This window comes from Streptomyces sp. ID05-26A, from assembly GCF_033794685.1.
Classification (GTDB): Bacteria; Actinomycetota; Actinomycetes; order Mycobacteriales; family Pseudonocardiaceae; genus Lentzea.
In genome coordinates, this window is sequence record NZ_JARAYZ010000001.1 from 290,490 (window position 1) to 308,436 (window position 17,947).

The window sequence follows — 17,947 nt, forward strand, 5'->3', positions numbered from 1 at the left end:
AACCAACCGCGCCACCCGACAACCATGAGGTGGAGCCGTCGCTGCAGAGGCGGCTTCCTCCAGCGCCACAAAGCAAAACCGCCCGGCCGGCAGGCCGAGCGGTGTCACCGAGCAGAGGAGGTTCAGACCGTCGCAGGAGCCGATCGCACGCCCTTGGCGAGGTCCGCGGCCAGCGCGCGCACCGCGGTGTCGCTCTCGCCTGCGGCCGACACGAACGCCGACCCGACGATCACGCCGTCCGCGAACCCGGCGATCTCGGCGGCCTGCGCACCGGAGCGCACACCCAGCCCGACGCCGATCGGCAGCGTGGTGTGCTCCCGAACCCGCGCGACGAGCGCGGGAGCGGCGGACGACACGACGTCACGGGCGCCCGTGACGCCCATGACCGCGGTGGCGTAGAGGAAGCCGGACGAGGCACGCGCGGTCATCGCGATGCGCTCTTCGGTCGACGACGGCGCCACCAGGAAGGTCCGGTCGAGGCCGTGCGCCTCGGACGCGGCCATCCAGTCCTCGGCCTCGTCCGGGACGAGGTCGGGCGTGATGATGCCGAGCCCACCGGCCGCGGCGAGGTCACGCGCGAACGCGTCCACGCCGTAGCGCAGCACCGGGTTCCAGTACGTCATCACGACCGCACGCCCACCGGCGTCGGAGACAGCAGCCACCACGTCGAACAGGTCACGCACGCGGAAGCCTGCGGACAGCGCCTGCTCGGCGGCGGCCTGGATCGTCGGGCCGTCCATCACCGGGTCGGAGAACGGCAGGCCGACCTCGACCAGGTCACACCCGGACTCGACCATCGAACGGAGGTAGCCCTTGGAACCCTCGATCGTCGGGAAACCCGCGGGCAGGTAGCCGATCAGCGCGGCACGGGACTCGGCCCGCGCGGCAGCGAACACGTCGGACAACGACATCAGGCCTGTCCCCCGTCAGCGAGGCCGAAGTACGTCACGGCCGTGTCCATGTCCTTGTCACCGCGGCCGGAGAGGTTCACGACCAGGAGTCCGTCCGGTCCGAGCGACGGTCCGAGCTTCAGCGCGCCCGCGAGCGCGTGCGCGGACTCGATCGCCGGGATGATGCCCTCGGTGCGCGAGAGCAGGGCGAACGCTTCCATGGCCTCGGCGTCGGTGACCGGGAAGTACTCGGCGCGGCCGATGTCCTTCAGGTGCGAGTGCTCGGGACCCACGCCGGGGTAGTCGAGACCGGCGGAGATCGAGTGCGCCTCGGTGATCTGGCCGTCGTCGTCCTGCATGACGTACGACATCGCGCCGTGCAGCGAGCCGGGCGTGCCGGCCGTCAGCGTCGCGCCGTGGCTGCCGCTGTCCAGGCCGGAGCCACCGGGCTCGACACCGACCAGGCGGACGTCCGCGTCGTCGATGAAGCCGTGGAAGATGCCGATCGCGTTCGAGCCGCCACCGACACAGGCGACGACGGCGTCGGGCAGGCGCCCGGCCTTCTCGAGGATCTGCTCGCGCGCCTCGATGCCGATGATCCGGTGGAAGTCGCGGACCATCAGCGGGAACGGGTGCGGGCCGGCCGCCGTGCCGAGCAGGTAGTGCGTCTCGTCGACGTTGGCGACCCAGTCGCGCAACGCGTCGTTGATCGCGTCCTTCAGGGTGCGCGACCCGGACTTCACCGGGATGACCTCGGCGCCCAGCAGACGCATGCGGGCGACGTTGAGCGCCTGGCGCTCGGTGTCGACCTCGCCCATGTAGACGACGCAGTCGAGGCCGAGGAGCGCGCACGCGGTCGCCGTCGCCACGCCGTGCTGGCCGGCGCCGGTCTCCGCGATCACGCGCTGCTTGCCCATGCGCTTGGTCAGCAACGCCTGGCCGAGAACGTTGTTGATCTTGTGTGAACCCGTGTGGTTGAGGTCCTCGCGCTTGAGCCACACCCGCGTACCGGCGTGCTCCGCGAACTTCGGGGCCTCGGTCAGCAGGGACGGGCGGCCCGCGAAGTCGCGGAGGAGGCGCTTGAACTCGTTCACGAACTCCGGGTCGAGCCGCGCCTTGTCGTACTCGGCGGCCAGCTCGTCCACCGCGGCGATCAGGGCCTCCGGGACGAACCGGCCGCCCCACGGACCGAAATGGCCACGTGCGTCGGGATCATGCGGTGTGGGCGTGAACTGGCCCATCGGGTAGCTCCTCTAGCGCTTGGATCAACCGTGCCCTACCGGCTGGGCCGGGGGCACGCGGGGTGTGAGCCCGCGGTCACGAGCTTGTTCACGGCGGCCTTGGGGTCTCCGCTGGTCACCAGGCTTTCGCCGACGAGCACCGCGTCAGCACCCGCGCCGGCGTACGACATCAGGTCGCCGGGCCCGGTCACGCCCGACTCGGCGATCTTGATCGTCTCGAAGGGTAGTCCCGGAGCGATCCTGCCGAAAACGTCTTTGTCGACCTCCAACGTGTGGAGGTTGCGCGCGTTCACGCCGATGACCGACGAACCCGCCTCCAGCGCACGGTCGGCCTCCTCGGCCGTGTGCACCTCGACGAGCGCCGTCATGCCCAGCGACTCGACCCGGTCGAGCAGCGACACGAGCGCGTTCTGCTCGAGCGCGGCCACGATCAGCAGCACCAGGTCCGCGCCGTGCATCCGGGCCTCGTGCACCTGGTACGGCGACACGATGAAGTCCTTGCGCAGCAGCGGGATCTTCACCGCCCGGCGCACCGCGTCGAAGTCCGCCAGCGACCCGCCGAAGCGGCGCTGCTCGGTCAGCACGCTGATCACCGACGCGCCGCCCGCCTCGTACGCGGACGCGAGCTCGGCCGGCTCCGGGATCTCCGCCAGCGCGCCCTTCGAAGGGCTGCGTCGCTTGACCTCGGCGATGACACCCACGTTCGGCCCGCGCAGCACCGACAGCACGTCGAGCGGCGGCGCGGACTTGGCCGCGCGCTCCTTCACGACGTCGAAGGGCAACTGGGCCTCGCGAGCGGCGAGATCCTCACGCACACCTTCGAGGATCGACTCGAGAACCGTCACAGTGTTGTTCCCCTTCCCGCTATGGGGATGCTAACCCCGGCGGAGTAACGCCCCAGCCACCGGGGTTCATGTGTCCCCGCAGCTAACCAAGGCTGTGCACGTGTCACATGCAGGAACGCGGATAATGATCTTCACTCGTTCGAGATCGTCCCGCCGGGGCTCTTATCGTCGGTCGGATCATCTCCGCGCTCCAACGCGCGCCACATGTCGGTCTCGGGGTCGTGCGCGCGGGCCTTCTGCCCGCCCATCCCGATCTTCGGCATCCGAGCCCCGAGCGCTACCTGGAGCACGCCGGAGGCCACCACGAGCACGCCGCCGGCGATCGCCAGCCAGTGGCCAGAGAGCGCACCCGCGACGCCCACGACGACCAGCAGCGCGCCGAGGACCCGGCGCGCCACCCCGCTGAGCGCCACGGCCGCCGCGACGGCGGCGAGGCACAGCAACGCGATCGGCACCGAGCCGGCACCCCAGAAGGCACCCGCCGCGCCCACGAGCAGGAGCGCGGCGATCCACAGCGGCGAGCTAGCCTTCAACTGCCGGCGCCATCGTCTGCGCGGTCGCGATCGCGGCCAGCACCGCTCCCGCCTTGTTGAGGCACTCGTTGTCCTCGGCCAGCGGGTCCGAGTCGGCCACGATGCCGCCACCGGCCTGCACGTACGCCACCCCCTCGCGCACCAGGGCGGTGCGGATGGCGATGGCGGTGTCCGCGTCCCCGGCGAAGTCGAAATAGCCGACGACGCCGCCGTAGAGGCCGCGGCGCGTGGGCTCCAGTTCCTCGATGAGCTCCATCGCGCGCGGCTTGGGCGCACCGGACAGGGTGCCCGCCGGGAAGCAGGCCGCGACCGCGTCGTAGGCCGTCTTGCCCTCGGCCAGCTCACCGGTCACGGTCGACACGATGTGCATGACGTGGCTGTACCGCTCGACCTTGAAGAAGTCGACGACGTGCACCGAGCCTGGCTTGCAGACGCGACCCAGGTCGTTGCGGCCGAGATCGACGAGCATCAGGTGCTCGGCACGTTCCTTGTGGTCCGCGAGGAGGTCCTTCTCGAGCAGGGCGTCCTCCTCGGGGTCCTCGCTGCGCCAGCGGGTGCCCGCGATGGGGTGGGTGGTCGCCTTGCCGTCGCGCACCGTGACCAGCGACTCCGGGCTGGACCCGACGATGTCGAACCCGTCGAGGCGCAGCAGGTACATGTACGGGCTGGGGTTCGTCGCACGCAGCACCCGGTAGATGTCGAGCGCATCGGCGTCCGTCTCGATCTCGAACCGCTGCGACACGACGACCTGGAACGCCTCACCCGCGCGGATTGCCTCCTTGGCCTTCTCGACGGCCGCGAAGTGCTCGGCCTGCGAGCGCCGGCGCCGGAACTCGGGCTTGGGCCTCGAGAACACGGCGGCCGTGGGAGGCGCGGGCGTGTGCAGCGCCGTCGTCATCTCGTCGAGGCGGCGCACCGCGTCGTCGTAGGCGGCGTCGACCCGCTCGGTCGAGTCGTCCCAGTTGATCGCGTTCGCGATGAGCGTGACGGTGCCCTCGTGGTGGTCCAGCGCGGCGAGGTCGGTCGCCAGCAGCATGACCAGCTCGGGGATCTTGAGGTCGTCCTCGGCGATGACGGGCAGCCGCTCCAGACGCCGCACCGCGTCGTAGCCGATGTACCCGACCATGCCGCCGGTCAGCGGGGGCATGCCGGGCAGCGGGTCCGTGCGCAGCACCTCGATGGTCTCGCGCAGGGCCTGCAGCGGGTCACCACCGTCAGGCAGGCCGACGGGCCGCGTGCCCGTCCAGAACGCCTCACCGCCGGTCGCCGTGAGCGCCGCCGTGGACCGCACGCCGATGAACGACCATCGCGACCAGGAGCGGCCGTTCTCCGCCGACTCGAAGAGGAACGTGCCCGGTTGGTTGGCCCCGAGCTTGCGGTACAGGCCGACCGGGGTCTCCGCGTCCGCGAGCAGCTTGCGGACCACCGGGATGACCCGGCGGTTGACCGCCAGCTCGCGGAACTCCTCACGCGTGGGACTCACGGCCCCCAGACCAGCGGCGGCCACAGCCCCGATGACGCTCACCATGCCGTCATTGTTGCATAAATTCAACATCTGTTGAACTATGACCCATGTGGAGCGAGTGAACCAGAAACGACGAGGCCGCCGCGCCGCGGGCGAGGACACCAAGGCCGCGCTCGTCGCAGCGGCCCGCGAGGTGTTCGTCGAGAAGGGCTACGACGGTGCCACGGTACGCGCGATCGCCGCCAAGGCAGGCGTGGACGCCGCGATGGTCAACCACTGGTTCGGCGGCAAGGAGGGCCTGTTCGCCCAGTCCGTGCTGCAGCTCCCGTTCGACCCGGCCGAGATCCTCAAACGCCTGCTGGACGGCCCCGTGGAGGAAGCCGGCGAACGGATCATCCGCACGTTCGTGACGGTGTGGGACGCGACCGGCGGTGGTGTGTTCGCGGCCCTGATCCGCAGTGTCACCAGCCAGCCGGAGGTGGCGGGCGCGCTGAAGCAGTTCCTCGTCAACGCGATCTTCAAGAAGCTGCTCGCGGAGATCGGCGCCGAGCAGCACGAGCTCAGGGCCACGCTGTGCGCGACGCAGATGGTCGGGCTCGGCATCGTCCGCTACGTCGTGCGCTTCGAACCGCTGGCGTCGACCGACATCGAGACGGTGATCAAGGCCATCGCGCCGAACATGCAGCGCTACCTCACCGGCGACCTCGACTAGCCGAGCCGTAAGAAACGTTGCGCGGTCTGAACGGCGCTGTCGACGACAACGCGCAGGACACCCACCGACTCGATCACCGCATCAGGGCCGAACCCCTCGATGAACACTCCGTCGTGAGCGTCGAACCCACCGGTCTGCTCGCCGAGAGCGTCGAGCTCGAAGCCGGCGTTCGCCGCGATCTGGCGCAGAGGTTGCTCCAGCGCGTCCCCCAGCGCCACGTGAGCCGGGTTCGCGTGGTCCAGCCTGTTCTTCGCCCAGAACAACGTCGCCCCGCCACCCTCGGTGATGCCTTCGCGTGCCGCCGCGCTCACCACGGACACAGCTCGTTCCACCTGGCGCCGTTGGTCGGCCAGGTTGGCTTCGTCCAGGGCTCCAACAGTCACCAGCACGGTCTCGGTCCAACCTGTCTGGGCGTTGTCGACGACGACGATGCCGTCGTGCTCGCTCAGCACGACCTTGGTCGCCTCTCCTAGCACGCGCGGGTCTATCGCCACGGCTGAATCGGCGTCGGCCAGCTCGGCACCGACCGCGTTGGCGAGCGCGACGAGTTGCTCGCCGTCCTCGGGAGCCCGCATCGCGACGAACCTCGACCGGACGTTCATGATGCGGTCGTCGGGGAACAAGGCCAGCACCTCGTCACTGACGTCAGGCGCGACGACGACCAGGTGGCGCTGATCACCGATGACCTTCAAGCTCACAGATCTGAGCGCGTCCTGGAACCTGATTCCGCTTCGGCACACCAGCACCCGCGGGTGATCGAACTCGAGGAGCTTGCGGACCTTGTCGGTGAGGAGTCGCCCTGTCAGGTAACCACTGCCGACGAATCTGGCACCGTGATGCAGCCCGAACCTCACCCCAAGACGCTCGTTGACGCTCACGACGATCATCGCGTGGACACCCGCCATCCTCACCGCGTTCCCCAGCAGCGCGCCGACCTCCAGGCTTCCCGAGGCGGAAGTCGCGAGATGCGCGGCTTGGCTCCAGTCGGTGAGTTCCACCTTCCGGTCGTCCAGGTAGTCGATCACCAACGCGCGCGCCTCCTCGAGGCTGCGCATGAGCTGGGCGGGACCGGCACCGGCCCTCATCGCGTCAAGCAGGTTCATGATCAGGCGCTGGGCGACGACCACCGCCGTCGCCGCGCCATCCCCGGCATTCCGATGCACCAGGTGCACGAGATCCCTCACGTGCCGGGCACCGAGCTCATCACGTGGATCACGAGCCCGAAACGCGTCGGCGATCGCGGACGTCTCGACGAGTTCCTCATAGCGGCCGCGTTCCCCGGACACGACCGCTCGCCGCCCAAACGGCCCCAGCGTCCTGCAGATCGGCTTGGCGGCGGCGGTAAAGCCCCGGGACACCAGGATCTGCTCCGGCGTGTAAGTGGCCTTCACCGTGTCCGAAGCGGCTGTTTTCGCCCGGCCCGCTCGCGCGATGGGGATCATCGCGTCCGCCGCGTGGGCGAAGAACTTGGGCGTCTGATGGCGGCGGCGTGCGGTGACCTCGCGATGCACGTAGTCGAACAGTTCGCGCACGTCGATCCACCCGTCGCCGTTCAGATCCGCCTCACCGCTCGTCAGACCCTCCAACATCACATCGGTGAACACGGAGGCGTGGGGAGCTTCGCCAGACAGCTCGTCTTCCTCGAAGGCGTACTCGAACGCGTTCGAGGCCGTCAGCACCACGTACCCCTCGCCGACGCGCTCGTCGTCCAGCACCGCACCGCCAAGGGCGGCCTTGATGCCTTTGCCGTACGCACCGCTGAAACAACAGTCCAGCAGCAGAACCCGCGCCGCCGCGCGACAGTCCTCGAACAGCTCGTTGAGGTACGTCCTGGCCACCGCTGTGCCCGCGGGGCGGTCCTGCACCGAGTTCGACGCCGCGAAGAACAGGCGTCGCTGCGGCGTGACGATGCCGTGGCAAGAGAAGTAGACGAGCACGAGGTCTTCGGGCGCGCGCGACGTCAACGTGCTCTCGAGCTCACGCCGAATCGTGTCGTCAGTGGCATCGATCAGAACCCGCACGGAGTCGAAGCCGCCGATCGCGGAGTCCTCCAGGACGGCGGCGAGACGCGTCACGTCCTGCTGCGGCGCGCGCAGGGCGTTGAGGCGCGGATCTTCGTATTCACCGACGGCAACGAGCAGCGCGTGCCGGCTCATCCGCGCTCACGCAGCCACTTCTCGACCAGTTCCTGCTGAGCACGGGTCGGCGTGCCGTCGATGACGATCTCGTCGTCGACGGACTTCAGGGTGACCTTGCGCTCGGCGCGTCCCTGTAGCCACGAGACCAACACAGAAGCCCCCGCACGAACCGAGGCGGCGGACAGCACCCCGCTCACGACGAGTTCCCCGACGGTGAGCCCGGTACCGGACTTCGCACCACCTGGTACCTCGGAGGCAACCTGGCGCACGTCGAGGCGCGCGTCCGCGCTCAGGAGTTCGAGAAGCTCCGCGGTGACCTTCGCAAGGTTCTCACCCGACGCCTCTACTCGGAGCGTGATGTCAGCCATGCAGACCACATCGTGATCCGCATGCCGAGCGTCACACGTCGGCGAGCAGCACCGTGGCGTCGAAGCACGTGCGGTCACCGGTGTGGCAGGCGGCGCCGACCTGGTCGACGGTCAGCAGCAGCGTGTCGCCGTCGCAGTCGAGCCTGACCTCGTGCACGTACTGGGTGTGCCCGGAGGTCTCGCCCTTCACCCACAGCTGCTGGCGGCTGCGCGAGTAGTACGTCGCGCGGCGGGTGGTGAGGGTGCGGTGCAGCGCCTCGTCGTCCATCCACGCGACCATGAGCACCTCGCCGGTGCCCCGCTGCTGGGCGACGGCGCAGACGAGACCGTCCGGGGTGCGCTTGAGGCGTTGGGACACGGCGGGATCGAGCGAAGCGCTCAACGGGGACCTCCCAGGTGTTCACGAGCCGGTCCGGTGTTGAGCAGGACCACTCCGTAGATGTGCACGGCGGACAGCACTCCGGACGCGACGCGCGCCCACGCCGGCCCTTCGGCAAGCACGATGACCAGGTGCAGCAGCGCGACGAGGATGAACACGATCATCGCCGGGTAGTGCATGAACCGGAGTCTGATGAGCAGCGCGGCCGCGATCGGCAGTTCGAGGATCGCGAGGAACGACGGCAGCTTCAGCACGTCGGGGTCGCCGGTCGAGCGCCACAGGATCAGGCCGACGACCAGGAACACGAGTGCGCCACCGAACGCGACCGCCGAGGCGACCCGCACCTCGACGGGCTTCACCGCACCACGACGCCCGCCTGGCGCAGGCCGTCCTTGACCTCGCTGATGCGGAGCTGGCCGAAGTGGAAGACGCTCGCGGCGAGCACGGCGTCCGCGCCCGCGGCGACGGCCGGCGGGAAGTGGTCGATCGCGCCGGCGCCGCCGCTCGCGATCAGCGGGACGTCGACCTCGCGGCGCACCAGTTCGAGCAGTTCGAGGTCGAAGCCGGCCTTGGTGCCGTCGGCGTCCATCGAGTTCAGCAGGATCTCGCCGACGCCCAGCTCCTGGCCCTTCGCGGCCCAGGCGATCGCGTCGATGCCGGTGCCGGTGCGGCCGCCGTGCGTGGTGACCTCGAAGCCGGTGCCGCCGGGGATTCGCCGCGCGTCGACCGACAGCACGATGCACTGCGCGCCGTACCGCTCCGAGCACTCCTTGAGCAGTTCGGGACGCGCGATGGCGGCGGTGTTGAGGCTGACCTTGTCCGCGCCCGCGCGGAGCAGCTTGTTGACGTCCTCGGGGCTGCGCACGCCGCCGCCGACCGTGAGGGGGATGAACACCTGCTCGGCCGTGCGCCGGACGACGTCGAACGTCGTCTCCCTGTCACCGCTGCTGGCCGTCACGTCGAGGAACGTCAGCTCGTCCGCGCCCTCGGCGTCGTAGGCCCTCGCGAGCTCGACGGGATCACCCGCGTCGACGAGGTTGGTGAAGTTGACGCCTTTCACCACCCGGCCGCGGTCGACGTCGAGACAGGGAATGACACGGACCGCGACTGACATGCGGGAAAGCCTACAAGGGAGCCCTGAGGACTACGCTGCGGCGCCATGATCACCGAACTGGGCCGCGGCCAGTACCTGCTGCTGACGACGTTCCGCAAGGACGGCACCCCGGTGCCCACCCCGGTGTGGGTCGCGCCGGGCCCCTCCGACGACGTGATCTACGCCTGGAGCGCCAAGGAGACCGGCAAGGTCAAGCGGATCCGGCGCAGCGGGGACGTGGAGATCGGGCCGTGCGACCTCCGCGGCAACCCCCAGGGCCCGTCGGTCAAGGCGCGGGCCCGGCTGCTGGACGACTCCGCCAGCGACGACGTCCGCTCGCGCATCGTCAAGAAGTACGGGTTCATGGGCTGGTTGACGATGACCGGCAGCAGGCTGCGGCGGGGGCGGGCCGGGACGATCGGCATCGAGATCACGCCGGCGAGCTGACTCGTCGACGTCGAGACCGTCCGGATCGAGACTGGTCGACATCGAGTCGACGTTGATGCCGCCGGTCCATGTTGATCCCGTCGATCCACGTCGATGGAACTGGTCCATGTCGACTGCGTCGGTCCATGTTGATCCCACGTTGACTCGACATTGACTACCGACTGATCAACATCGAAGCGCGCCGAATCAATGCATGGTTGACGCTGTCCACAGCGATGACAACGTTGTCTTCCGTCCACATCGATGATGCACGTCCATGTTGATCGTGGCCCTCAATGTCGACTCCACATGGACCGAGTGCGTCAACGTTGAATCCACGTCGACCGTCAACTCGAGGTTGACCCGCAACTCAGCGTCAACCTAGAGTTGACGGATGATCCAGTTGACCGACCTCATCGTCACGGTCGCTCAAGAAGCAGACGACGCCCTCGTGCGCCTGGCCAGGGCGGTCGAACTGAGCGGTCAGCTCAGCGAACTCGGCGACCACCTGATCGGCCACTTCGTGGACGAGGCGCGGCGGGGCGGGGCGAGCTGGGCCGAGATCGGCGAGAGCCTCGGCGTCACGAAGCAGGCCGCGCAGAAGCGGTTCGTGCCCAGGGAGTCGCCGGAGCTGGGCAAGCCGAGCATGGAGCGCTACACCCAGCGGTCGAGGCGGGTCATCGCGCTGGCGCGGCACCACGCGCGGTTCAGCGACCGGATCGGCACCGAGCACCTGCTGCTCGGGTTGCTCGACGAGTCGGCCGGGCTCGCGGCCAAGACGATCGCGAAGCTGGAGTCGGGCGACGGCAGCACGCGGATCGCGACACTCAACCGGCTCGACTCAGAGGCCCGGCAACGGCCGGAGAAGCAGCCGTACACGACGCACTGCAAGAAGGCCCTCGAACTGGCCGTGCGCGAGGCGCTGCGGATGGGCCACATGTTCATCGGCACCGAGCACATCCTGCTCGGCGTGCTGCTGGAAGCCGACGGGACCGCGGCCGACGTGCTGCACAACACAGGTGTGACGCACGCGGCCGCGGCCACTCACATCGAGGCCGTGGTCAACGGACCGCAGCAAGTGCTTCCGGGAGCGTGAAGGCGCCGGCGTACAGGGCCTTGCCGATGATCGAACCCTCGACGCCGTCGCGCGACAGCTTCGAGAGCGCCACCAGGTCGTCCACAGTGGACACGCCGCCGGACGCGATCACCGGGGCGTCGGTGCGGGCGCAGACCTCGCTCAGCAGCTCCAGGTTCGGGCCCGTCAGCGTGCCGTCCTTCGACACGTCGGTGACCACGTAACGGGTGCAGCCGTCGCGGTCGAGCCGGTCGAGGACCTCCCAGAGGTCGCCGCCGTCCGACGTCCAGCCGCGGCCCTTGACCCGGTGGCCCTGCTCGGTGATGCGGACGTCGAGGCCCACCGCGATCTTCTCGCCGTACGCGGCCAGCGCCTTGGCACACCACTCCGGGTCTTCCAGCGCGGCCGTGCCGAGGTTCACGCGGGCGCAGCCGGTGGCCAGGGCGGCCTCCAGCGACGCGTCGTCGCGGATGCCGCCGGACAGCTCCACCTTCACGTCGAGCTCGCCGACGACACGGGCGATCAGCTCGCGGTTGGAGCCGCGGCCGAACGCGGCGTCGAGGTCGACGAGATGGATCCACTCCGCCCCGTCGCGCTGCCACTGCAGGGCCGCGTCGAGCGGCTCGCCGTAGTTCGTCTCGGTACCGGCTTCGCCCTGCACGAGCCGGACGGCACGACCGTCGGCCACGTCAACAGCGGGGAGGAGTGTGAACGTCACCCGAGCAGCCTAGCGTCCCCCAGCACGAGGGCGGCCACGCGCTCCTGGGCCTCGGTGGCGCGCGGGAACTTCGACGGGACCGGCGTGCCGGGGCCCGTCGCGGCAGGTCCGACGCCCGTCCACGGCCCGAAGACCATGATCCCGACGAACGCGGGGTGCTCCTGCGCCAACGCCATGTGCAGGTACTGGGTGCTCGCGAGGTCCGCGTCGGTCCTGTCCGCGCACCACGACTGCGGCGCGGCCTCGGGCAGCAGGAACAGCTCCTTGCCCGGCGCACGCTCCTCCAGCTTGGTCATGCGCGCGTCCAGGGCCTCGTATCCGACGCAGTACTCGTCGAAGCCGACCCAGTCGACGGCGGCGGGCACGCGGAAGGAGTCGTCGACCCGGACGCCCGCCTCGATCAGCATGACCTTCCTGTCCGGGAACGTGTTCTTGATCTGCTGAGCGGAGAACTCGACGTCCTCGAAGCGCGCGCCGTGGTGGAACGGCTCGTCCTGCAGCACGAACCCGGCCACCCGGTCGAGGTACGGCCGCACCTTCTCCGCGAGCACCTGCCAGCGGGCGGAGGCGTTCGGGTACAGCGAGCAGCCGGCGGCGTCGCAGTCGAAGAACTCGTTGCCCGTGTGGACGACGCACCCGGCGGGAGCGCAGTCCCGCAGCACCTCGGGGCGGTAGGCGTCGACGTCGCTGATCTGCACCCAGTTCAGGTTGCTGCGACCGCGCACCTCGGGCAGGTGGTTGCCCCCGGCGGCGTTCAGCCGCGCGCCGAAGTAGCCGTAGTAGCGCAGTTGCGAACCGGGACGCTTGCGCAGGTCGTCCGAGTTCATCCGCTCGACGCGGAGGTCGTCGACGAGGCTGACGGTCTTGTCGCTGTCCGAATAACGCCCTAGGTAGATCCACAGCCGCTCGGTCGGCACCGCCGTGCCCAGCGTGATCGTCTTGCGGGTGCCGTTGACGGACAGGTCGAGCGTCGACCCGGCGAGCTTCAACGTCACGTCGAACGAGCCGTCGTCCTTGGCCGCGGCGAACGCCGGCAGGGTCACGACGGGCTTGCCCGGCTGGAAGAGCTGCACGCCTCCGTTGGCGCGCACCAGGAACCCGAGGTCGATGTCCTGATTGGACACGTAACCCCAGCTGTTCGCCGAACGTCCCAAAGCGATCGACGACCAGTCACCGGACGTGCGATCGCCCGCCACCGGAGTGAGCGTCGCCGAGATCGACGAACCCGTGGACGGCGCGTCGAGCCGCACCGCCGTCGTGCCGAGGTGCATCGACAACGCGCCGCGGTGGTTCGGGTGACCGACCTGCGAGTACCACGGGCGTGGCACGTCGCCGGTGTTCCACCTGCCCGACACCCGGCTGTACGTGACAGCGCCGGTTTCCTGGCGTTGCTTCAGGTTGTCGTTGAGACCGTAGGTCGGGTCGGCGTCCACGGCACCGTCGAAGGTGTCGTGGAACGGTGCCGGTGCGGCGTGCGCGCCCCCAGGCACGGCGACAGTGGCAGCCAGCAGAGCGGCTACCGTCAGCAGTCGTGTGATCACGAAGAGGTAGTCAACCAGCTGGAGCGGGAAATGCGCTCCAGCTCACGACAACGTGTTCAACCAGTTCTTCAGGAGGTGCGCTCCGGCGTCACCGGACTTCTCCGGGTGGAACTGCGTCGCCCACAACGGCCCGTTCTCGACCGCGGCCACGAACTCGTCCCCCGCGTGGTCCGCCCACGTCACCAGCGGCGGCCTGAGGTGCTCGGCCGGCTCCAGCTCCCAGCGGCGCACGCCGTAGGAGTGGACGAAGTAGAACCGCGTGTCCTTGTCGAGGCCCGCGAAGAGCTTCGAGTCCTCGGGCGTGCGCACCGTGTTCCAGCCCATGTGCGGCACGATCGGCGCTTCGAGGCGCTCGACGGTGCCCGGCCACTCACCGCAGCCCTCGGTCAGCACGCCGTGCTCGATGCCGCGGTCGAACAGGATCTGCATGCCCACGCAGATGCCGAGCACCGGACGACCACCGGCGAGGCGCTCACCGATGATCCGGGCGCCGCGCACCGAGTTGAGGCCTTCCATGCACGCCGCGTACGCGCCGACGCCGGGCACGACCAGACCGTCCGCGTCCCGGGCGGCCTGACGGTCCGACGTCACCTCGACATCGGCGCCGACCCGCTGGAGTGCGCGTTCGGCGGAGCGGAGGTTGCCGGATCCATAGTCAAGTACGACGACACGTGCCACGCCGACCAGGTTAGTCGGTCGGGACCGCCCCCTGCGTGACCGGGATGACCGGCAGCACGGTGTTGATCGGTTTCGTGCGCACGAGCCGGCGCCTGAGCACGACGAGCAGCGCGCACATCAGCACCAGGAGCACGCCGCCGATGAGGTAGTAGACCACCGCCGGGATGTGGAGCAGCACCGTCACCAGCGCCGTCAGCACGAGCAACGGGAAGATCAACGCGAGCGGCCACAGCTTCGCGTGCGGTGCTTCCAGCGTCCGCAGCACGAAGTCCGCGCGGCCCTGCTCCGCGAGCTCGGCGACCTTCGCGACCTCCGGCAGCCCCGCCGAGCGGAAGAACTCCGGGATCGCGGCACGGCCGTTCTCGAAGTCGCGGATGCGTTCGAGCGGGCCCTTGCGACCGGCCGCCGGGTACAGCGCGGTGAGCTTGTCGATGGCGTCGAGCTGCCACTTCTCCTTCTCCCGCAGGTTGACCATGCCCGCGGTCATGCGGTCGAAGGACAGTCCGACCGGCCCCGACTGCTTCGCCTGCGCCGACAACCGCAGCACCGCCTCGCGCGAACCCCACATCGAGGCACGCCCGATCGTCGACGTGAACAGGTAGAGCAGGGCGGCCTCGTCGTTCCACACGGCCAGGGCGGCGCCGTTCCCGATCTTGCGGACCCGGTTCGCCATGTAGGCGGCCTCGTTGAGCTTCGTGCCCGGCGGAGGCAGCAGCACCGTGCCGGACTGCACCGGGACGAGCGCCGCGGGGCCCACGTTGCCGCTGTGCATGGACTTCTGCAGCTCGGCGGCGTTCACCGGGGTCCAGATCAGCATTCTCACGACCAACATCATTCCTGGTCCGCTTCGCACGCCGGTGCGGACATGCCAATCCCGGAGGATCCAGCGGGAACCAATGCAATTCCCGACGTGCCCGTGCCGCCGACTCCGTCCACATCAGACCGACCCGGCGGCACGAGACGCCGCCTCACCCCTAAACCGCGCGAGAAGGCGCGCCGGTCCAGTCATCCCCCATGACCGCGAACATGTTCCTTCACCCCCTGAAGAAACTCCGCACAGCACTCCCCAGCCCCACCACGTCGAGATCATGAGCCGCGTCATGGTCCTCGGCCGTGCCGTAGTTGCGGAGCTCTGCGTGCCGTTTGACACCTGTAGAACGAATGCGGTGCGGGATTTGTTGCAGCGTCTCGGACACGAGATGAGAGGAAGTTCCCTCCAGGTACGGCTCCACCACCATCACGTCGGCGTGGTCGGTGTTCTGCACGGCCTTGCGCAAGCCGTCCGAGTCGAACGGACGGACCGTGGCCGCGTACAGCACCGTGACGTCGGCGTTCTCCGACTCGACGGCCTTGACCACGCGGTCGAGCATCGGCCCCACGGCGAGCACCACACCGCGTTTCCCGTGCCGGATGGTCGTGAACCCCTCGCCGACCGGATGCGCCTGGGTGTTCTCGTGCAGCGAAAGCCTCAAGTAGACGCGGTCGTCGTCCTTCAGCGCCTGCCGGAGCAACGGCGTGACCTCGTCCGGATGACCGGGCACGTGAACAGTCCAGCCGGGAAGCGTGTCGAACAACGCGACGTCGCCCGGCGACTGGTGCGTGCGGCCCCACGCCGGGTCGTCATAGGACGCTCCGATGCTCACGAACACCGCGCCCACGTCCTGATGCACGATGTCGAGCTTGATCTGCTCGTACGGCCGTTCGACCAGGAACGGCGCGTAGCTGTGCACGACTGGACGCAGGCCCGCCAACGCCAGGCCGCTCGCCACACCCACCATGGTCTGCTCGCGGATCCCGACGTCCACGACGCGTTCGTTCTCCCGCGGGAACTCGTTGCTGGAGATCACGGCCGTCACGACGGCGATCCGCGGGTCGGCGGCGATCTCGTCGTTGACCGTCTCGACGAAGGCCTGGCGCATGGTGGTCATCAGTGGTGGCCCTTCTCGATCCTGGCGACCACCGCGTACGGGCGGTCGTGCGGCGCGGTCAGCGCGGTGAAGACGGCCTCGTGGTCGCGGCCGTCGATCTCGGCGGTCTGCCACCCCTCGACGGCGAACCGCCGCGCGATGCCACCGGGCCAGCCGTACATCGCGGACTGGTTGTCGATCACGATCGCGGTGAGGTTCGCGACCCTGAGCCGGGCCGCCACCGCGATCGCCTCGTGGTTGCTGCCCTCGTCCAGCTCACCGTCGCCGACCAGCACGAACGTGCGGCCGCGGCTTCCGGCGATCCGCTGCCCGATGGCCGTGCCGACCGCGATCGGCAGCCCGTGGCCGAGCGAGCCGCTGCTGATCTCCACACCGCGCACGAGCACCCGGTCCGGGTGCTGGCCGAGCGGGCTGTCCCACGACGTCCAGTCGTCCAAAGTGGACTCGTCGATGAACCCCTTCTCCGCCAGCACGGCGTAGTAGGCCATCGGCCCGTGCCCCTTGGAGAGCAGGAACCGGTCGCGGTCGGGGTCACCGACCGTCGCGGGTGTGACGTTGAGGACCTTGTCGTAGAGGACCCAGAGCACGTCGATGGTGGAGGCCGCCGCCCACTCGTGCTTCTCGTCCCCGGTCATCCTCGCGAAGAGCTCCGGTATCCGTTGCATGGCACCAACTGTTCAACCTCGACCAAGCTGGAGGTCAAGCGGTTACGATGATCCGGTGAGCAAGTTGCCGGAAATGCTGACCATCGGCCAGGTCGCCGAGCGCAGCGGCGTCCCCCACACCGCGCTGCGCTTCTACGAGGACAGGGGTCTGATCACGTCGGTTCGCACCACGGGCAACCAACGGCGCTACCTGCGCTCGGTGCTACGCCGCCTGGCCTTCATCCGCACCGCGCAACGCGTGGGCCTCACGCTGGAGGACGTCCGCGACGCCCTCGCCCAGCTCCCGGACAACCGCACGCCGACGAAGTCCGACTGGGAACGCCTCTCCCGCTCGTGGAAGACGGAGCTCGACGCCCGCATCGACGCCCTGTACCGCCTGCGCGACCGCCTCACCGGCTGCATCGGGTGCGGCTGCCTGTCGCTGCGCAGCTGTGCCCTGCAGAACATCGACGACGAGCAGGCCTCACACGGGCCGGGCGCTCCCCAGCTCAAGCCCGCCCTCGAAGGGGGCACCATCTAGGAACCCCCGCACGGCGCGCACGTAGCCCTCGGGGTCGTCGACGTGCAGCATGTGTCCCGTGTCCTCCAGCACGACGGCACGTGCCCGCGAGATCAGGTCGAGCGTGGGCTCGACCAGGCTGACCGGGAACGTCATGTCGTGGCGGCCGTGCAGCAGGAGCACCGGGACGTCGAGTTCGGCGATGCGGTGAGCGGCTTCGGGAAACCGTGACGTGCCGAGGGGCCCGCCTGGAGCTGACGCAGCCACTCGACGCCGACCCGCACGCCCTGCGAGCGCCGCAGTCAGCCGGGCATCGATTCGGGTCGCCTGATGTCGGCGGGTGTCGCCGCGAACGCCTCGGCTCGCACGTGCGCTGGCGTCAGGCCTCACGCTGCCACGGGCCCTTGTGGCCGTGCAGGACCTCATCGCGCTCGGCCCATCCTTCGAAGGCCTCCGGCGTCACCGGCGACACGCTGTTGCCCGGACACGATCAGGCTGCGCACGCGAGATGGGTAGGTGATCGCGAACCGCCGCGCGATCGTGCCGCCGCGCGGGCCCGAGCGCGTCGGCGCGCTTGACATCGAGCGCATCCGGCGCACACAGGTCACCGGTCGCCCGGCTGGCCTTCGACGTCTGGCCGGGCCGGTCGCACCCTTGAAGGTCGGGCAGCAGCCGACTGTCCGTTCGCCCGACTCCGTCGGTCCGCATCCCCGCGCTCCGCATACTTGCGGGGGACGCCAATCACGGTTTCAG

21 protein-coding genes are annotated in these 17,947 nt (G+C 69.3%); 4 read left to right on the forward strand and 17 right to left on the reverse strand.

Features of this window, described 5'->3' with window-relative positions; all coding sequences use genetic code 11:
- Positions 1 to 122 precede the first annotated feature (122 nt).
- The 5 genes from trpA to PV646_RS01410 form a co-directional block, all read right to left on the reverse strand.
- Complete coding sequence (trpA, locus tag PV646_RS01390; protein ID WP_500339613.1) at positions 123 to 911, reverse strand: tryptophan synthase subunit alpha; 789 nt, start codon at positions 909 to 911, stop codon at positions 123 to 125.
- Positions 911 to 2,131: a tryptophan synthase subunit beta gene (trpB, locus tag PV646_RS01395; protein ID WP_500339614.1), complete on the reverse strand. Its 1,221-nt coding sequence runs from the start codon at positions 2,129 to 2,131 to the stop codon at positions 911 to 913. Before trpB ends, trpA begins: the two co-directional genes overlap by 1 nt.
- A 35-nt stretch (positions 2,132 to 2,166) precedes the next feature.
- Positions 2,167 to 2,976 carry an indole-3-glycerol phosphate synthase TrpC gene (gene trpC, locus PV646_RS01400; protein ID WP_500339615.1) on the reverse strand — a complete coding sequence of 270 codons (810 nt, stop codon included), beginning with the start codon at positions 2,974 to 2,976 and terminating at the stop codon, positions 2,167 to 2,169.
- 131 nt (positions 2,977 to 3,107) lie between these two features.
- Entirely contained in the window at positions 3,108 to 3,509 is a 402-nt protein-coding gene (locus PV646_RS01405) for a Trp biosynthesis-associated membrane protein (protein WP_500339616.1), read from the reverse strand.
- A complete protein-coding gene (locus PV646_RS01410; protein ID WP_189158662.1) occupies positions 3,499 to 5,037 on the reverse strand; it encodes an anthranilate synthase component I in 1,539 nt (512 codons plus the stop codon). Before PV646_RS01410 ends, PV646_RS01405 begins: the two co-directional genes overlap by 11 nt.
- Before the next feature lie 46 nt (positions 5,038 to 5,083).
- Between PV646_RS01410 and PV646_RS01415 the strand changes: the two genes are divergently transcribed.
- The gene (locus tag PV646_RS01415) at positions 5,084 to 5,686 is read left to right on the forward strand and encodes a TetR/AcrR family transcriptional regulator (protein WP_500339617.1); all 603 of its coding nucleotides are present in this window, start codon (positions 5,084 to 5,086) and stop codon (positions 5,684 to 5,686) included.
- Here the strand turns inward: PV646_RS01415 and PV646_RS01420 are convergent.
- Genes PV646_RS01420 through hisF form a run of 5 tightly spaced genes read right to left on the reverse strand, consistent with a single transcriptional unit; the run spans position 5,683 to position 9,685 of the window.
- A complete protein-coding gene (locus PV646_RS01420) occupies positions 5,683 to 7,842 on the reverse strand; it encodes a caspase, EACC1-associated type (RefSeq protein WP_500339618.1) in 2,160 nt (719 codons plus the stop codon). The two genes, PV646_RS01415 and PV646_RS01420, sit on opposite strands and share 4 nt — an antisense overlap.
- The gene (locus PV646_RS01425; RefSeq protein ID WP_500339619.1) at positions 7,839 to 8,192 is read right to left on the reverse strand and encodes a hypothetical protein; all 354 of its coding nucleotides are present in this window, start codon (positions 8,190 to 8,192) and stop codon (positions 7,839 to 7,841) included. The genes PV646_RS01420 and PV646_RS01425 overlap by 4 nt, the downstream gene beginning before the upstream one ends.
- A gap of 31 nt (positions 8,193 to 8,223) precedes the next feature.
- Positions 8,224 to 8,574, reverse strand: a complete 351-nt coding sequence (gene hisI / locus PV646_RS01430; RefSeq protein WP_189158664.1) for a phosphoribosyl-AMP cyclohydrolase — start codon at positions 8,572 to 8,574, stop codon at positions 8,224 to 8,226.
- Positions 8,571 to 8,930: a hypothetical protein gene (locus PV646_RS01435; RefSeq protein ID WP_500339620.1), complete on the reverse strand. Its 360-nt coding sequence runs from the start codon at positions 8,928 to 8,930 to the stop codon at positions 8,571 to 8,573. The genes hisI and PV646_RS01435 overlap by 4 nt, the downstream gene beginning before the upstream one ends.
- Entirely contained in the window at positions 8,927 to 9,685 is a 759-nt protein-coding gene (hisF, locus tag PV646_RS01440; RefSeq protein WP_500339621.1) for an imidazole glycerol phosphate synthase subunit HisF, read from the reverse strand. The genes PV646_RS01435 and hisF overlap by 4 nt, the downstream gene beginning before the upstream one ends.
- Before the next feature lie 45 nt (positions 9,686 to 9,730).
- Here hisF and PV646_RS01445 point away from each other — a divergent pair, with 45 nt between their 5' ends.
- Both PV646_RS01445 and PV646_RS01450 read left to right on the forward strand, forming a co-directional pair.
- The gene (locus PV646_RS01445) at positions 9,731 to 10,111 is read left to right on the forward strand and encodes a PPOX class F420-dependent oxidoreductase (protein ID WP_500339622.1); all 381 of its coding nucleotides are present in this window, start codon (positions 9,731 to 9,733) and stop codon (positions 10,109 to 10,111) included.
- A 373-nt stretch (positions 10,112 to 10,484) separates the two neighbouring features.
- Entirely contained in the window at positions 10,485 to 11,186 is a 702-nt protein-coding gene (locus PV646_RS01450) for a Clp protease N-terminal domain-containing protein (RefSeq protein WP_500339623.1), read from the forward strand.
- On the opposite strand, the gene priA is transcribed toward PV646_RS01450, so the two are convergent.
- The 6 genes from priA to PV646_RS01480 form a co-directional block, all read right to left on the reverse strand.
- A complete protein-coding gene (priA, locus tag PV646_RS01455) occupies positions 11,152 to 11,883 on the reverse strand; it encodes a bifunctional 1-(5-phosphoribosyl)-5-((5-phosphoribosylamino)methylideneamino)imidazole-4-carboxamide isomerase/phosphoribosylanthranilate isomerase PriA (RefSeq protein ID WP_030477030.1) in 732 nt (243 codons plus the stop codon). The two genes, PV646_RS01450 and priA, sit on opposite strands and share 35 nt — an antisense overlap.
- The gene (locus tag PV646_RS01460; RefSeq protein ID WP_500339624.1) at positions 11,880 to 13,424 is read right to left on the reverse strand and encodes a hypothetical protein; all 1,545 of its coding nucleotides are present in this window, start codon (positions 13,422 to 13,424) and stop codon (positions 11,880 to 11,882) included. The genes priA and PV646_RS01460 overlap by 4 nt, the downstream gene beginning before the upstream one ends.
- Positions 13,425 to 13,466: 42 nt before the next feature.
- Complete coding sequence (hisH, locus tag PV646_RS01465) at positions 13,467 to 14,102, reverse strand: imidazole glycerol phosphate synthase subunit HisH (protein ID WP_500339625.1); 636 nt, start codon at positions 14,100 to 14,102, stop codon at positions 13,467 to 13,469.
- A gap of 10 nt (positions 14,103 to 14,112) precedes the next feature.
- Positions 14,113 to 14,925 (reverse strand): hypothetical protein, encoded by an 813-nt coding sequence (locus PV646_RS01470; protein WP_500339626.1) that lies wholly within the window; start codon positions 14,923 to 14,925, stop codon positions 14,113 to 14,115.
- A gap of 211 nt (positions 14,926 to 15,136) precedes the next feature.
- Entirely contained in the window at positions 15,137 to 16,030 is an 894-nt protein-coding gene (locus PV646_RS01475; protein ID WP_500339627.1) for a transketolase family protein, read from the reverse strand.
- The gene (locus tag PV646_RS01480; RefSeq protein WP_500339628.1) at positions 16,030 to 16,695 is read right to left on the reverse strand and encodes a thiamine pyrophosphate-binding protein; all 666 of its coding nucleotides are present in this window, start codon (positions 16,693 to 16,695) and stop codon (positions 16,030 to 16,032) included. Before PV646_RS01480 ends, PV646_RS01475 begins: the two co-directional genes overlap by 1 nt.
- Before the next feature lie 73 nt (positions 16,696 to 16,768).
- On the opposite strand from PV646_RS01480, the gene soxR reads away from it, so the two are divergent.
- The gene (gene soxR / locus PV646_RS01485; RefSeq protein ID WP_500342216.1) at positions 16,769 to 17,215 is read left to right on the forward strand and encodes a redox-sensitive transcriptional activator SoxR; all 447 of its coding nucleotides are present in this window, start codon (positions 16,769 to 16,771) and stop codon (positions 17,213 to 17,215) included.
- On the opposite strand, the gene PV646_RS01490 is transcribed toward soxR, so the two are convergent.
- Positions 17,159 to 17,620: an alpha/beta fold hydrolase gene (locus PV646_RS01490; RefSeq protein WP_500339629.1), complete on the reverse strand. Its 462-nt coding sequence runs from the start codon at positions 17,618 to 17,620 to the stop codon at positions 17,159 to 17,161. The two genes, soxR and PV646_RS01490, sit on opposite strands and share 57 nt — an antisense overlap.
- Positions 17,621 to 17,947 lie beyond the last annotated feature (327 nt).

What these genes read in the sequence shown, in the direction of transcription:
- trpA (WP_500339613.1), bottom strand. Translation starts at nt 911, where the DNA reads ATGTCGTTGTCCGACGTGTTCGCTGCCGCGCGGGCCGAGTCCCGTGCC.
- PV646_RS01410 (WP_189158662.1), bottom strand. Translation starts at nt 5,037, where the DNA reads ATGGTGAGCGTCATCGGGGCTGTGGCCGCCGCTGGTCTGGGGGCCGTG.
- PV646_RS01490 (WP_500339629.1), bottom strand. Translation starts at nt 17,620, where the DNA reads ATGAGGTCCTGCACGGCCACAAGGGCCCGTGGCAGCGTGAGGCCTGAC.
- PV646_RS01445 (WP_500339622.1), top strand. Translation starts at nt 9,731, where the DNA reads ATGATCACCGAACTGGGCCGCGGCCAGTACCTGCTGCTGACGACGTTC.
- PV646_RS01420 (WP_500339618.1), bottom strand. Translation starts at nt 7,842, where the DNA reads ATGAGCCGGCACGCGCTGCTCGTTGCCGTCGGTGAATACGAAGATCCG.
- trpB (WP_500339614.1), bottom strand. Translation starts at nt 2,131, where the DNA reads ATGGGCCAGTTCACGCCCACACCGCATGATCCCGACGCACGTGGCCAT.
- PV646_RS01480 (WP_500339628.1), bottom strand. Translation starts at nt 16,695, where the DNA reads ATGCAACGGATACCGGAGCTCTTCGCGAGGATGACCGGGGACGAGAAG.
- PV646_RS01475 (WP_500339627.1), bottom strand. Translation starts at nt 16,030, where the DNA reads ATGACCACCATGCGCCAGGCCTTCGTCGAGACGGTCAACGACGAGATC.
- PV646_RS01450 (WP_500339623.1), top strand. Translation starts at nt 10,485, where the DNA reads ATGATCCAGTTGACCGACCTCATCGTCACGGTCGCTCAAGAAGCAGAC.
- soxR (WP_500342216.1), top strand. Translation starts at nt 16,769, where the DNA reads ATGCTGACCATCGGCCAGGTCGCCGAGCGCAGCGGCGTCCCCCACACC.
- hisF (WP_500339621.1), bottom strand. Translation starts at nt 9,685, where the DNA reads ATGTCAGTCGCGGTCCGTGTCATTCCCTGTCTCGACGTCGACCGCGGC.
- PV646_RS01425 (WP_500339619.1), bottom strand. Translation starts at nt 8,192, where the DNA reads ATGGCTGACATCACGCTCCGAGTAGAGGCGTCGGGTGAGAACCTTGCG.